18 protein-coding genes are annotated in these 12,606 nt (G+C 60.4%); 7 read left to right on the top strand and 11 right to left on the bottom strand.

Going from position 1 to position 12,606, the window contains the following annotated elements:
* The 4 genes from OQK_RS31590 to OQK_RS21805 all read left to right on the top strand — a co-directional run.
* Positions 1-122, top strand: a 122-nt coding sequence (locus OQK_RS31590; protein WP_238537277.1) for a hypothetical protein, incomplete at its 5' end; no start/stop codon positions are given.
* Between the two features lie 39 nt (positions 123-161).
* Positions 162-1,094 carry an MBL fold metallo-hydrolase gene (locus OQK_RS21815; protein ID WP_016774269.1) on the top strand — a complete coding sequence of 311 codons (933 nt, stop codon included), beginning with the start codon at positions 162-164 and terminating at the stop codon, positions 1,092-1,094.
* A gap of 178 nt (positions 1,095-1,272) precedes the next feature.
* Positions 1,273-1,479: a hypothetical protein gene (locus OQK_RS21810; RefSeq protein WP_050977883.1), complete on the top strand. Its 207-nt coding sequence runs from the start codon at positions 1,273-1,275 to the stop codon at positions 1,477-1,479.
* Positions 1,480-1,563: 84 nt separating this feature from the next.
* On the top strand, positions 1,564-1,812 hold the full coding sequence (locus OQK_RS21805) for a DUF6555 family protein (RefSeq protein WP_016774267.1): 249 nt from the start codon (positions 1,564-1,566) through the stop codon (positions 1,810-1,812).
* Here OQK_RS21805 and OQK_RS21800 read toward each other — a convergent pair.
* From OQK_RS21800 to OQK_RS21790, 3 genes are all read right to left on the bottom strand, one after another.
* A complete protein-coding gene (locus tag OQK_RS21800) occupies positions 1,809-2,543 on the bottom strand; it encodes a class I SAM-dependent methyltransferase (protein ID WP_016774266.1) in 735 nt (244 codons plus the stop codon). The genes OQK_RS21805 and OQK_RS21800 overlap by 4 nt on opposite strands.
* A 178-nt stretch (positions 2,544-2,721) precedes the next feature.
* Complete coding sequence (locus OQK_RS21795) at positions 2,722-3,231, bottom strand: nucleoside deaminase (protein WP_016774265.1); 510 nt, start codon at positions 3,229-3,231, stop codon at positions 2,722-2,724.
* Between the two features lie 33 nt (positions 3,232-3,264).
* Positions 3,265-4,605 (bottom strand): nucleobase:cation symporter-2 family protein, encoded by a 1,341-nt coding sequence (locus OQK_RS21790; protein ID WP_016774264.1) that lies wholly within the window; start codon positions 4,603-4,605, stop codon positions 3,265-3,267.
* A 202-nt stretch (positions 4,606-4,807) separates the two neighbouring features.
* Between OQK_RS21790 and OQK_RS21785 the strand changes: the two genes are divergently transcribed.
* On the top strand, positions 4,808-5,722 hold the full coding sequence (locus tag OQK_RS21785; protein WP_016774263.1) for a LysR family transcriptional regulator: 915 nt from the start codon (positions 4,808-4,810) through the stop codon (positions 5,720-5,722).
* Here OQK_RS21785 and OQK_RS21780 read toward each other — a convergent pair whose 3' ends face one another.
* Together OQK_RS21780 and OQK_RS21775 are read right to left on the bottom strand one after the other, a co-directional pair.
* The gene (locus OQK_RS21780) at positions 5,723-6,148 is read right to left on the bottom strand and encodes a VOC family protein (RefSeq protein WP_016774262.1); all 426 of its coding nucleotides are present in this window, start codon (positions 6,146-6,148) and stop codon (positions 5,723-5,725) included. It lies immediately after the preceding gene.
* Between the two features lie 164 nt (positions 6,149-6,312).
* On the bottom strand, positions 6,313-6,768 hold the full coding sequence (locus tag OQK_RS21775) for a winged helix-turn-helix transcriptional regulator (protein ID WP_016774261.1): 456 nt from the start codon (positions 6,766-6,768) through the stop codon (positions 6,313-6,315).
* Positions 6,769-6,945: 177 nt separating this feature from the next.
* Here OQK_RS21775 and OQK_RS21770 point away from each other — a divergent pair, with 177 nt between their 5' ends.
* On the top strand, positions 6,946-8,097 hold the full coding sequence (locus OQK_RS21770; protein ID WP_238537241.1) for an MFS transporter: 1,152 nt from the start codon (positions 6,946-6,948) through the stop codon (positions 8,095-8,097).
* Between the two features lie 111 nt (positions 8,098-8,208).
* Here the strand turns inward: OQK_RS21770 and OQK_RS30830 are convergent, their stop codons facing one another.
* From OQK_RS30830 to OQK_RS21745, 6 genes are all read right to left on the bottom strand, one after another.
* Complete coding sequence (locus tag OQK_RS30830; protein ID WP_016774259.1) at positions 8,209-8,355, bottom strand: hypothetical protein; 147 nt, start codon at positions 8,353-8,355, stop codon at positions 8,209-8,211.
* A complete protein-coding gene (locus tag OQK_RS21765) occupies positions 8,352-9,521 on the bottom strand; it encodes a zinc-dependent alcohol dehydrogenase (protein ID WP_016774258.1) in 1,170 nt (389 codons plus the stop codon). Before OQK_RS21765 ends, OQK_RS30830 begins: the two co-directional genes overlap by 4 nt.
* A gap of 41 nt (positions 9,522-9,562) precedes the next feature.
* Positions 9,563-9,790 (bottom strand): PLD nuclease N-terminal domain-containing protein, encoded by a 228-nt coding sequence (locus OQK_RS21760; protein ID WP_016774257.1) that lies wholly within the window; start codon positions 9,788-9,790, stop codon positions 9,563-9,565.
* A gap of 86 nt (positions 9,791-9,876) precedes the next feature.
* Positions 9,877-10,332 carry a DUF421 domain-containing protein gene (locus OQK_RS21755; protein ID WP_016774256.1) on the bottom strand — a complete coding sequence of 152 codons (456 nt, stop codon included), beginning with the start codon at positions 10,330-10,332 and terminating at the stop codon, positions 9,877-9,879.
* Between the two features lie 7 nt (positions 10,333-10,339).
* Positions 10,340-10,858 (bottom strand): hypothetical protein, encoded by a 519-nt coding sequence (locus tag OQK_RS21750; RefSeq protein WP_016774255.1) that lies wholly within the window; start codon positions 10,856-10,858, stop codon positions 10,340-10,342.
* Entirely contained in the window at positions 10,855-11,364 is a 510-nt protein-coding gene (locus OQK_RS21745) for a CinA family protein (protein ID WP_016774254.1), read from the bottom strand. Before OQK_RS21745 ends, OQK_RS21750 begins: the two co-directional genes overlap by 4 nt.
* A gap of 165 nt (positions 11,365-11,529) precedes the next feature.
* On the opposite strand from OQK_RS21745, the gene OQK_RS21740 reads away from it, so the two are divergent.
* The coding region (locus tag OQK_RS21740) for a DUF3772 domain-containing protein (RefSeq protein ID WP_016774253.1) at positions 11,530-12,606 on the top strand (1,077 nt) is incomplete at its 3' end.

Below are 12,606 nucleotides of genomic sequence, written 5' to 3'. Positions count from 1 at the left end.
AGCTGGTGAAGGCCGAAGCCAAAGAGCTGAAGACGCAGATCAACACGGTGTGGATCTACCCGCCCGCCGCAGATCGTCGCGCTGCCCTCGCGGCCGCCGATCCGCTGATCCCTGTAGCCTGATTTCACCTCCGCTTTAGCCCTGAAAACAAGGAGAACACCATGACCCTGCATCTGGATTCCTTCACCGCCAACCGCGCGGTGGCCCTGCAAACGCAAAGCGAAGAACTGGTGCCGTCGCGCTACGCCCTGCGCCTGGGCGACATTGACGTGATGGTGATCAGCGACGGCGTGTTGCCGTTGCCGACCCAGACCATGTCAACCAATGCCGACCCCGCCGACCGTGCCGCCTGGTTCAAGGAAATGTATCTGGGCCCTGACGCCTTCGACTGGGCGCTCAACGTGCTGGTGGTGCGTAGCGGCGAACAAGTCATCCTCGTCGACGCCGGCCTCGGTGGCCAATTCCCCGGTTTCCCGCGTGCCGGGCAGTTCCCCAAGCGCCTGGCCGCTGCCGGGGTGGATCTCGCCGACATCACTGATATCGTCATCACGCACATGCACATGGACCATATCGGCGGCCTGCTGGTCGACTCGGTGAAGAGCCGTCTGCGTCACGACGTGCGCATCCACGTCACCGCGGCCGAAGTGAATTTCTGGTCCACGCCAGACTTCACCAGCACCGACATGCCCGCACCAGTACCAGACGTCCTGCGCAGCACCGCCAACGCGTTCATCGACCACTATGAAAGCAAGTTGCACATCTTCGAAGACGAATGTCAGGTTGCACCTGGCGTAGTTGCAAAACTCACCGGTGGTCATACGCCAGGGCACTGCGTGGTCTACGTCAACTCCGGTGGCGAGCGCCTGACCTTTGCCGGTGACGCATTGTTCCCGGTGGCGTTCGATCACCCCGACTGGCACAACGGTTTCGAACACGATCCGGCCAAATCGGTGGAAGTGCGCGTGCGCATGCTCAAGGAAGCCGCCGCCAGCGGCGAGCTGTTCGTCGCCACGCATCTGGCCTTCCCTTCGGTGGGTAGGGTCGCGATCAATGGTGCTGCTTTCCGTTGGATACCTGCGATTTGGGATTACTGATTGCGCGCCTGAAATCTTCGCCCGGCTTCTGCCGGGCGAAACCTTTTTCACCGCCATTGCTACGCAGAGCCGTGCGGGCGGTGACCATCCTTCGGTTGCTGTGTACCCTTTCTGCATCAAACAAATCTGTGCAGAGGACAGAGCGTTGGCATATCTGGATTGGGTGCAATGGCCGGCGATGCTGGTCACCGTTCTGGCCGCGTGGCTGATCGGTTCGCAACGACCGCAACGGCGCATGAGCGGTTTCGTTTGTTTCAGTCTGAGCAATTTGCTGTGGGTGATCTGGGGCGTCCATGCCGGGGCTTACGCGCTGATCGTTCTGCAGCTTTGCCTGTTCCTGATGAACCTGCGCGGTTTCATGAAGAACCGCGTTTTAGAGCGCTGAATGACGCTGATCATCCGGCCAGAAAATCCTTTGAATTTTTCTTGTCGGACAAAATCATTTACGTATGAGCGTAAGGAGGAACTCATGCGTAGCACCGATATTTTCGTCATCGAATACAAACATCACGACCAGCCAAAATCATTCGTCATCCGCGCCAAGAGTATGCGCAACGCCGACGCTTGGCATTGGGCGAGCTGTGACGCCGGTATTGCGCCGATTCCGAAACCGGGTAAACCACCGTTGAAAGTGGTTTCCAAACCCCAGGCCGAGCGCTATGGGATCACCGACGTGAAATGGCGCGAGACGGCAGCGCTGGACTGGACGGAGGCTTAGGCAAATCGGGTCGCTTGGCTGAGCTTGCACGTCAGCCAGGCGCCCCAGAACAGACTGCTGAAAAACCGTGTTGCATCGCCGAACCCGGCACCATGTAACAAGGCCTGCACCGCCGCCTCCGAGTGCGGCGGATCAGCGCCCTGCAAAATCTTCCCGAGTTTCGCCTGCACCTCGTCAGCGGTTGCGCCCTGCTGTCGCCAGCGCTGGCTCCAGGCTTGCAGCAGCAACGGCTGACTGGCGTAAGCGTAATGATTGCCGGCCACGATCAATGGCGCGCCGGGTTTGAGGCGGGCCTGAATGGAGCGCAGTATTTGTTGCTTGGCCTCGCCACCGCCCAGGTGATGGAGTACACCGATCAGGGTGGCGGCGTCGAAAGATGCGTCGGCCGGCAAGTCTTCGACATGACCGAGATGTATCTGGACTCTGTGCAATAGATCATTGGCGCGCAGATGTTCGGTCGCAGCATCAAGCATCGGCCCGGAAGGATCGACCGCAGTGAAGTGCCAATCCGGCTCCAGCGCGGCCATGGCGATGATTTCCTGCGCGGTGCCCCCCGCGCCCACCACCAGCACGTTTGCCGGACGCGACTGCCCAAGGCTGGCGGCGAGCATGCAGGCCGACAGGTCGTGACAGGCATCGTAGCCAGCGAGGGCAATGCGGCTTTGCCGGGCATATTCATTGGCGCGGGAGGTGTCGAATTTGCCGGCGGCGTCAGTGGCGGGTTGGGTCATGGCGATTCTCCTTGTCTTTGCGACACGCTACGCGGTGAGCGTGGAGAAGAAAAATCCAATGATTTCATGGGGGGCATTCCGCTGGGGAATGTGTGGATGTCATCCCGGCGAAGTAAAAGTGATGCAGAGCGTCAGCGGATGGGTCCCCACGCAGGAGCGTGGGAACGATCCATAACAACTAAGACCAGAACCCTTTATGCGGCTCAGCCGCCTCTGCCTCCAGCATCGGCCCGAAGACACTGACCGTGCGCTGCCCTCTGGCAAACACTTCGCGACACGGCAACGAGAACGTCGGGTTCTCCGGATGATCGCCGGTCAGCCCGAGCAAAGCATGTTCCGACAACGCATACACCACTCGTCCGACACCGGTCCAATACACCGCACCCGCGCACATGCAGCAAGGTTCGGCGCTGGTGTACAGCGTGCACGCCTCCAGCTCCGTGGGTGACAACCGCTTCGCCGCCGCAGCGACCGCGACCAGTTCGGCATGCTGGGTGGGATCACCTTCCGGCGGCATCGAATTGTTGCCCGCTTCGGCAATGACCTTGCCGTCGCGGTCCGCCACCAGCGCCGCAAACGGGTGCCGGCCACGTTGTTTCGACGCCTGCGACAGGGCGATGGTCTGGCGCAGCAATGCCAGGTCCAGATCGCTGACGCCGGCCGGGACAAGCTGAGTGAATTGATTCATGGGTAACTCCTGGGCAGTGGAAAAAGACAAAGGTCAGTCAGCCAGTTCGGCCGTGGAAGCGCCGACGGCGTCGGTCGATGGTTTTTGTTTGTTGAGCAGTACATTGAGCAGAATGGCGGTGATCGCACCGAGGAAAATGCCGCTATCGAGCACCAGTTTCAGCGTCGGGCCGACGTGTTCGAACAGGGCCGGAAACGACATTGGCAAGACGCCGACGCTGACCGACACCGCAACAATGATGGCGTTGCGTGTGCCTTCGAACTGCACCCGTGACAATTCCTGAATGCCCGCCACCGTGGTCATGCCGAACATGACGATCGCGCAGCCGCCCAGCACCGGCGTCGGCACCGCTGCAATCAGCGCGCCGAGCTTGGGGAACAAGCCCATCAAAACCATGATTGCGCCAGCGGCGGCAACGACGAAGCGGCTCTTGATGCTCGAAAGCGCAATCAGGCCGGTGTTTTGCGTGAAGGCGTTATAGGGAAAGCTGTTGAACACACCACCGAGCATGGTCGACAAGCCGTCGGCGCGGAAGGCGTTGCCGAGGGTCTGCTGCGTAGTCGGTTTGCCGACCAGTTTGCCGATGGCCAGGCAGTTGCCAGTGGTCTCGGCCATGATCACCAGCATCGCCAGGGTCATGATCAGAATCGGTACCAGAGAAAATTCCGGCGGACCAAACGCCATTGGCGCGCTCAACTCGAACCACGCCGCCTCGCTGACCCGATTGAAGTGCGTCATGCCGCAGGCGGCAGCGATCAGGCTGCCGACAAACAAGCCGATGAGCACACTGAGATTGCCGATGAAACCGCTGAATTTCGCATAAATCACCAGCGTCACACTGACCGTGGCCAGGCCCAGCAGCAGATTGGCCGGGCGACCGAAGTCGGGCGAATCGGGATTACCACCACCCAGCCAGATTGCCGCCGCCGGCATCAGTGAAATACCGATGATGGTGATCAGGCTGCCAATCACCACGGGCGGAAAGAATCGCAGCAAGCGGCTGAACACAGGCGCCAGTGCGATGGTCAGGAAGCCGGCGGCGATCACCGCCCCGAAGATCTGGCTGAGGCCGAACTCCTTGCCGATCATGATCATCGGCGCCAGCGCAATGAACGAGCAGCCCTGAATCAATGGTAAACGCGCGCCAAACTTCCAGAAACCGAGGGTCTGAATCAGCGTCGCCACACCGGACGTCAGCAGGTTGGCGTTGATCAGTAAAACCACCTGAGCCGACGTCAGCCCCATCGCACTGCCGAGAATCAGCGGCACCGCCACCGCTCCCGCATACATCACCAGAACATGCTGCAGACCGAAGGTGAAAAGCTGCCGCAGGGGCAACACCTCGTCGACCGGGTGAACGCGTTGTGTAGTCATGGCACAAGCTCCTGAAGGGGCAGCGTTGGTTGTAATCGCGGGCGCTCAGGGACAGATGCACAGAGAGAATCGGCCCCGGCGTTCGAAGACGCGCGGTCATCCTTGAATGTTTTTACCGATGAAACAAATTGGCAACCATCGCTTTTTTCGATGGCAAAGACGCGGCACAATCGCCGTCTCGCTCAAACCCGGAGTACACCGCGTGCGCTTCTCACTCGATCAGTTGCTGATGTTCGTCCAGGTGGTGAAAAGCGGCTCGTTCTCCGCCGCCGGGCGCAAGCTGGGCAAGACGCAGTCGACTATCAGCGCGGCTATTGCCAATCTGGAAACCGACCTTGGCGTCGAGTTGTTCGACCGCCGCAATCGCAGCCCTGCCCTCACCGCCAGCGGGCATAAATTGCTGGTGCAGGCAGAGGCGGTACTGGAGCGCTGCATGACCTTCGAGGCCCACGCCGATTGCCTCTCGGACAGCGTCGAACCGAGCCTGACCCTGGCGATTGAAACGCCGTACGGCCCGATCATGCCGGTGCTGCAAGCGTTCGAGCAGGCCTTCCCGTTTGTCGATCTGATCATTCGCCACCCGGTCTACGGCGATGTCAGCGAACTGGTCAGCAGTGGCGAGGCGGTGCTGGGCGTGGCATTTTCGCAGCCGGGCTATCCTCGGGAACTGGCGTTCCAGCAACTGGGTAAACTGATCATGCTGCACGTCTGCCATCCCGATCATCCGCTGGCGAAACTGGACAATGTCACGTTCGACGATTTGCACGTGCACCGGCGCCTGGCGTTCAGTGCGCACGCCAGCAAGCTGCCGAGCAGTGAATACCTGCGTTCGACGCAACTGTGGCAAGCGGAAAGCTATCTGGCCCTGCTGGAAATGGTCCGCGCCGGCCTCGGTTGGGCGACTCTGCCGCGCCAGCTGATCCAGCGTGAACTGGGTAATGGCGAACTGGTCGAGTTGCAGCTGTCGGCGTACCCGCATACCGACTGGCAAATCGGCGTCGATCTATTGTGGGCGCGCCAACGGCCCTTGGGCACGGCCGAGCGCTGGCTGAAGGAGAAGCTACAGGCCAACAAGGTTTATGAACGCGATCGCAACGGCCAGACCACTACGCTGTGATCATTTGGCAAACACCTGACTCATGTCTTTGAACGCCTTGAATTCCAGCGCATTGCCGCAGGGATCGAGCAGAAACATGGTCGCCTGCTCGCCGACCTGACCCTTGAAGCGAATGTAGGGCTCGATCACGAATTGCGTGCCGAATGACTTCAGTCGCTCAGCCAGTGCCTCCCATTGTTCCCACTGCAAAATGATGCCGAAGTGCGGGACCGGTACGTCGTGACCGTCTACCGGGTTGCTATTAACGCTTTGCTGGGCAGCCGTTTTCGGCTGTTCGTGGATCACCAATTGGTGGCCGTAGAAGTTGAAATCGACCCATTGCGCGCTGGACCGCCCCTCCTCCAGGCCGAACACTTCACCGTAAAAACGTCGGCAAGCGACAAGATCGTAGACCGGGATGGCGAGGTGGAAAGGTGAAAGGCTCATCAGGCACTCCGGTAATCGCGTTGCTGGAAATATGGCAACGGCGCACCGCTGCTGATCGAGGATCGAAAACAGCCTAGATCAAAAAACCGGCGGATGCCGACTCGACTTTTCATGCCATGGAGATAGCGCGGCTGTGAATACACGCCACGACTATCTGCCCGGCTTCATTGCCGGCGCGTCACCAATTTTCGGTGACAGTCCGCCGGGGCCAGCACCGCGCCCGCCGTGGAGCGCACGACGATAGTCTCAACGGGCTCGGCCCGTTCGTTGTCGAGCAGAATCGAATGCTCCTCGCCTTCCGCAAACAGAAAGCGCTCGCCCCACTGCCGCAGGCTGACGACGATGGGGAACACCGCGCGGCCCATGTCGGTGAGCACGTATTCCTTGTAGGCACTGCCGTCCGACGCGGGCTGAATCTGTAACACGCCGAGCTCGACGAGCATTTTCAGTTTGACCGTGAGGATGTTCTTGGCCAGGCCCAGACGTTTCTGGAACTCACTGAACCGGCGCACGTCATCGAACGCATCGCGAATGATCATCAAGGCCCAGCGATCACCAATGGCTTCGAGGGTTCGGGCCACCGGGCATTCGCTCTGTGCCAATGTTTGTTGTCGGGCCATGTGATTCCTGATGGATCGGCTACTGAATGTGGTTGCATTTAACAACCCGAATGAATAAAGATCAACGTATCGGTTTCAATTCAAAACCACTACGAGGAAGCAAGGATGCCGTGTCAGGCGCAAAACCTGGTCAATGCGCAGGCCGCAACTGACAGCGCAACGACCGGGCTGAGTCGTATGCAGACTTTTCTTTTTGCAATCACCTGCGCGATGGCGGTGGCCAATGTTTACTTCGCACAGCCATTGCTGGAATCGATGGCCGCCAGCCTCGGGGTTTCACCGGGGGCGATCGGCGTTGTGATCACGGCCACGCAAGCCGGGTATGCCGTGGGGCTGCTGTTCATTGTGCCGCTGGGTGATCTGCTCGATCGAAAGAAACTCATCGTCAGCCAACTGCTGTTGTCTGCAACGGCGCTGTGTGCCGTGAGCCTGTCCGAGAGCTGGGGAGTGCTGCTCGGCGCCATGATGCTGGTGGGTCTGCTGGCGGTGGTGGTGCAAGTGGTGGTCGCCTGCACCGCCAGCCTTGCTCGCCCGGAGCAGCGCGGCGCCGCCGTGGGCACCGTCACCAGTGGCGTGGTGCTGGGCATTTTGCTGGCGCGTTTCGTTTCCGGCGTAGTGGCTGATCTGGCCGGCTGGCGCGGCGTTTATTTTGTCTCGGCCGTACTGATGGTCGGGTTGGCTCTGCTGTTATGGCGCACCCTGCCCGCCTCGGCAAAACCGCCTGCACAGGGCAGTTACTGGCGACTGCTGCGCTCGGTATTGGAATTGTTTTTGACTGAGCGGGTACTGCGCGTCCGCGGCATCTTCGCCCTGCTGATTTTCGCCGCCTTCAGTGTGTTGTGGACGTCGATGGTACTGCCGCTCAGCGCGCCGCCATTGTCGCTGTCGCATATGCAGATCGGCCTGTTTGGTCTGGCCGGAGTGGCGGGCGCGCTCGCCGCCGCTCGGGCTGGGCGCCTGGCCGACTCAGGGTCGGGCAATCGCACCACCGGCATCGCCCTGGCGCTGCTGACGCTGTCCTGGTTGCCCATCGCATTTGTCGACAGTTCGCTGCTGGCGATGGCCGTCGGGGTGATCCTGCTGGACTTCGGCGTGCAAGCAGTGCACGTGACCAATCAAAGCCTGATCTTCGCCGCACGGCCCGATGCGCAGAGCCGACTGGTCGGCGCGTATATGTGCTTTTACTCGGTGGGCAGTGGTTTGGGCGCTATCGCGGCGACGTATACCTATGCGCACGCTGGCTGGGTGTCGGTGTGTTTTCTCGGAGGCGCGATCAGTGCTGTGGCTTTACTGTATTGGGCATGGCTGGAATACCGCTACTCGAACTGAATCAGTGTGGGAGCGAGCCTGCTCGCGAAGACGGAGCATTAGTCAGCAGCGAATGTCTGACCTGACGCCTTCGCGAGCAGGCTCGCTCCCACAGGTTGTTGCCAAGTGGAGTTACTTGCCCTCCTCAGGCTTTTCGGTCTGCATCTGCACCGACGGCTTGCTCTTGTCACCGTCCTTGTTGGGTGCATCGTTGGAATCGAAGCAGCCGCTCAACAGAAACATCGAGCAGAACCCCAGACATACGCAGATTTTTTTCATGACGATCTCCTGCCAGCAGTGGTATCGCTACCCGGTTCAAGCTTGACCTTGATCCAGCCGGATTGATGTTGATCAAACGCCTTGAACGCCGAAATCGCGTCGGTCAAAGGCTCGTCCTGAGTCAGCACTTTCGCTGGATCGACGCGCCCGGCGAGGGTCATTTCGATCAGCTTGGGAATGTATTTGCGGTGATGACAGTTGCCCATGTTGATACGCACGTTCTTGTTCATCGCTTCGCCGATCGGGAAGCTGTCGAACCCGGCGGGATAGACGCCGATGATGGAAATCGTGCCGGCCTTGGCCACAGCCTTGACCGCCCACTCGAGCGCCTGCGCCGGCGCATCGCCCGGTTGCCACTGCGCAGGATGATGATGGCCGTGATGGGAATGGTTGGCGTCGATGCCCACGGCCTCGATCACCCGATCGACGCCAATTTCCGCAGTCAGGCGCGCAATGGTTTCAACAGGATCTTCTTTCTCGAAGTTGATGCACTCGGCCCCCAATGCCTGCGCGCGAGCGAGGCGATCTTCCAGGCCATCAATGGCGAACACCCGGCCGGCGCCCATCAGCTTCGCGCTGATAATCGCAAACAGTCCGACCGGCCCGCAGCCGAACACCGCCACCGTGTCGCCGTCCTTGATCCGGGCCATGTCGGCACCGAACCAGGCAGTGGGAAAGATATCCGACATGGCAATCGCCTGATCGTCGGTAATGGCGTCGGGCAGCTTGATCAGGCCGATGTTGGCGAAAGGGATGCGCGCTTTCTCGGCTTGCAGGCCATCGAATGGCCCGGTGGTTTTCGGCCCACCAAAGAATGACGTGCCAGCGGTTTTACCGTTGGGATTGGCCACGTCGCACTGGGCGAAATAGCCGGCGCGGCAGTACGAGCAGTTGCCGCAGGCAATGGTCGAGGGAATGAGCACGCGATCGCCAACCTTGAGGTTGCGCACATCTTCACCGAGCGCTTCGACAATCCCCACGCCCTCGTGCCCAAGGATCGTGCCGGGCTGCATGTCCGGCGCACTGCCGCGAATGAAATGCAGATCGGTGCCACAAATGGCCGACGCGGTCAGCCTGACAATGGCATCGGTCGGCGCTTGAATGGTTGGATCGGGAACATCGTCCAGGCGGATGTCCCCGACGCCATGAAATACAACAGCTTTCATCGTTCACCTCCAATTTTCCGGATGTGCGCAAATCAGGGTTCTTAACCCTTACTGTGCTCCGGCGACGAAGGCCCTTCCTTGACGCCGCGCGGGCCAGCGATGCCCCACACGATCAGGCCGAGCACCGGGAACACGATCAAGCCGATCGCCCAGGCGGCTTTGACGCCGACGCTCTTGTTGCTGCGAAACACGCTGATAATCGCCCACAGGTCGACCAGCAGAATGATCACCGCCACGGCGATGGAGAAGTAACTCGCTGCCTCGTTCATTTCGCAATCCTCCGATGACTTGTAAGCATTGGGCTGCGGGGCTTTTTCAGCGTTCAAAAAAATTGCGCGCGCGCGGCGCCAAAGCTTCAGCCGCCTTCCGGATCCTGGCGGATCACGGAAATCTTGCCGTTGCGCTCGATGATCGCGAACTTGATCTGGTCGATGGTTTCAATGCCCTGACTGGAGCGCGCCGCCTCCATGACATCCGCCTCGACCAACCGCGCATGGCGCAGACGCCGCTGCAACAGCTTGCCGTTCTCGACAATGATCGTTGGTTCACCATCGATCAGCCGCGAGATCCAGCTGGAACGCTGCTTGAGCAAAGAGAACCCAACGTCGATGGCGATCAGGGTGATGATCACCAGAAACGCATTGGTCAGGGAAAAATCATCACCAAGCAGCGCTTGCTGGGTGGCTTCACCGATGATCATCAGCAAGACGAAATCAAACGTCGTCAGCTCGGCCAACGAACGCCGGCCGGCAATTTTGAACAGCACCATCAGTGCCAGATACATCGCGAGTGCGCGCAACACCGAGTCCATGGGTCACCTATGGATAAATGAATTGAGTGAGCATCACTTCGCTCGAGCCTGGCGCGCGGATATGGCTGCGAAACAGGCCCAGTCCGTCGCCGCGCAGGGTCAGATAAAGCGTTGCCTGGCCCTGCGCATCCGCCTGCAACCACAAACGCATGCCCTGCGCTGAGCTGCGCATATGCACCGGCGCCGGCTGCATGGTTTCGATGCTGAAGCCATCGAGCATCTCGCCGCCGATGTCCAATTCGACGGTAGCTTCAGGCGTCGCGTGCACGCTGAGTTTCAGCGGGTTGGTCGAGCCGTTGCGATGGAACATCTCGTATTCGACCTGGACTTTGCCGTCGTCGCTGCGGGCGTCCTGCGAACTGAGCACGCCACGGGAAAACAGCCCCAACAGACCGAGCAGCATGCACAGCACCAGCAGGTACCAACCAATGTGCTCGAAGCGCCAGACCTTCAACTGATAGGCCATGTCCTCCTGCACCGGGAACTGTCGGCTTTGCAGATCGGGATGCTCAGCGTCAGGCTTCATTGGCGCCACCCTCCTTCGCCGCGCAAGGCGCGACGGTGATAGCCCGGCAACTGCTGCAAGGCGAATTCAGAAGCGAGGGTCTGCACTTCACTGCGCGATCCGGCAAACCATTGCTGGGTGCTGAACAGAAAATGTTTGTCATCGAACTGGAACGCCCAGGCGAAACACACCGTACCTGCCTTGATGCCGTCCATATCGTCGGGTCCGAGAATGCCGGTGGTGGCGACGGCGACGTTGGCCGTGCTGTCGCGCAACGCACCGATGGCCATTTCACTGGCCACTTCCACGCTGGTCAGATTGAAGGTGTCCATGGTCGCCGGGCTGACGTGCAGCAGGCGCTGCTTGGCTTGCGGCGAATAGACCACATAGCCGCACTCGATCAGCTCGCCGCTGCCGGGGACTTCCGACAGCAACATGACGATTTCCCCGGCCGTGCAGGATTCGGCGGTGGTGATGATCAGCGAATGTTGGCGCAGGTATTCAATCGTTTCCTTGGCAATGGACATGGCACGTTCTCGAAGCTGTTATTGCCGGTTGACCGCTCGCTGCGCGGATCATTCCGCCGGATTGGATGAGCGTGTAAGCGCCTCTTGCAGTGAAAGTTTTCCGCCCCGTTCGGCGCGATCACCTACCCTCATAGACTGTGTGATCCACTCGAGCCCGCCGCCCCCATGCGCTGTTCATTCAAGTCGTTGTTTTTGATTCTGTTGCTGCTACTGATGCCGGGCAGCGCTGCGCTGTGGGCGGCGGATGTTGCCGCGCCGGCAAACTCCGGCGCAGCGCCAATGCCGGTGATTTCGCAAAGCGATCTGCAAGCCCTGCAACAACGCCTCGACGGGCTCAAGCAGCAGATTTCGGCGGCAAACAATTACAACCAGCTCGAAGGCCCGCAGGATCGGGTGCAGGCGTTCATTCTCGATGTCGATCGATTGTCAGCAGCGCTGTTGCCGCAACAGGCGCAACTGGCGGTGCAACTGGGCGTGCTCGGCACCGCTCCAGACGCCGAGGTGGCCGCCGAGCAAGCCGATATCGTCGCGCAGCGGGCGGCGCTGGCGGAGCAGAAAAGCAAGATCGATGGCACCCTGAAAAGCCTCGCCGCACTGAAACAGAACGCCGCCGATCTGATCACGCAAATTGCCGGCATCCGCCGCACCCTGCTGGAAAGCGAACTGACCCTGAGCACCCGCAGCGTATTGAGCCCGTATTTCTGGACACCGCTGGTCAATCCAAGCGAAGACGACCGCCAGCGCCTGCGACTGTTCGTCGAGCAGGTGGCTGATGTATGGGCCACGGTCTGGGCGCCGGGCGAGCGGTTTTACACCTGCGTACTGGTGCTGTTAGCGCTGCTGATCTGGACCTTCGGCCGACGTCTGGCTGAGCGCGGGCTGACCTGGTTCTGCATTCATCGCGTGGCGGAGGGCCGACTGCGCCGCAGTGCCTTGGCCTTCGCCTCAGCTATCGCGACCTTCATCACCACCGCCATCGCTCTGAAGCTGTTGTTCTACGCCTGCACCCGCCACGACGCACTGCCGCCGGTGCTGGAAACCTTCTCCGAAGAGTTCGAGAAAGTCGTCTATGCCTGCGTGCTGATCACCGGGCTCAGCCGCGCATTGCTCTCCACCGCGCACCCGTCCTGGCGCCTGCCGGCGATTGCCGATCCGGTGGCGCTGGCCCTCAAGCCTTATCCGCGAATCCTCGCCTGCTCGTTGCTGGTGTTGGTGACGCTGGTGCAAGTCGCCAATGCCACA

Source organism: Pseudomonas sp. R62, assembly GCF_000257605.1.
Taxonomy (GTDB): Bacteria; Pseudomonadota; Gammaproteobacteria; order Pseudomonadales; family Pseudomonadaceae; genus Aquipseudomonas; species Aquipseudomonas atacamensis.
The sequence above is the reverse complement of the archived record's forward strand: the minus strand, read 5'-3'. Positions and strand labels throughout refer to the sequence as shown.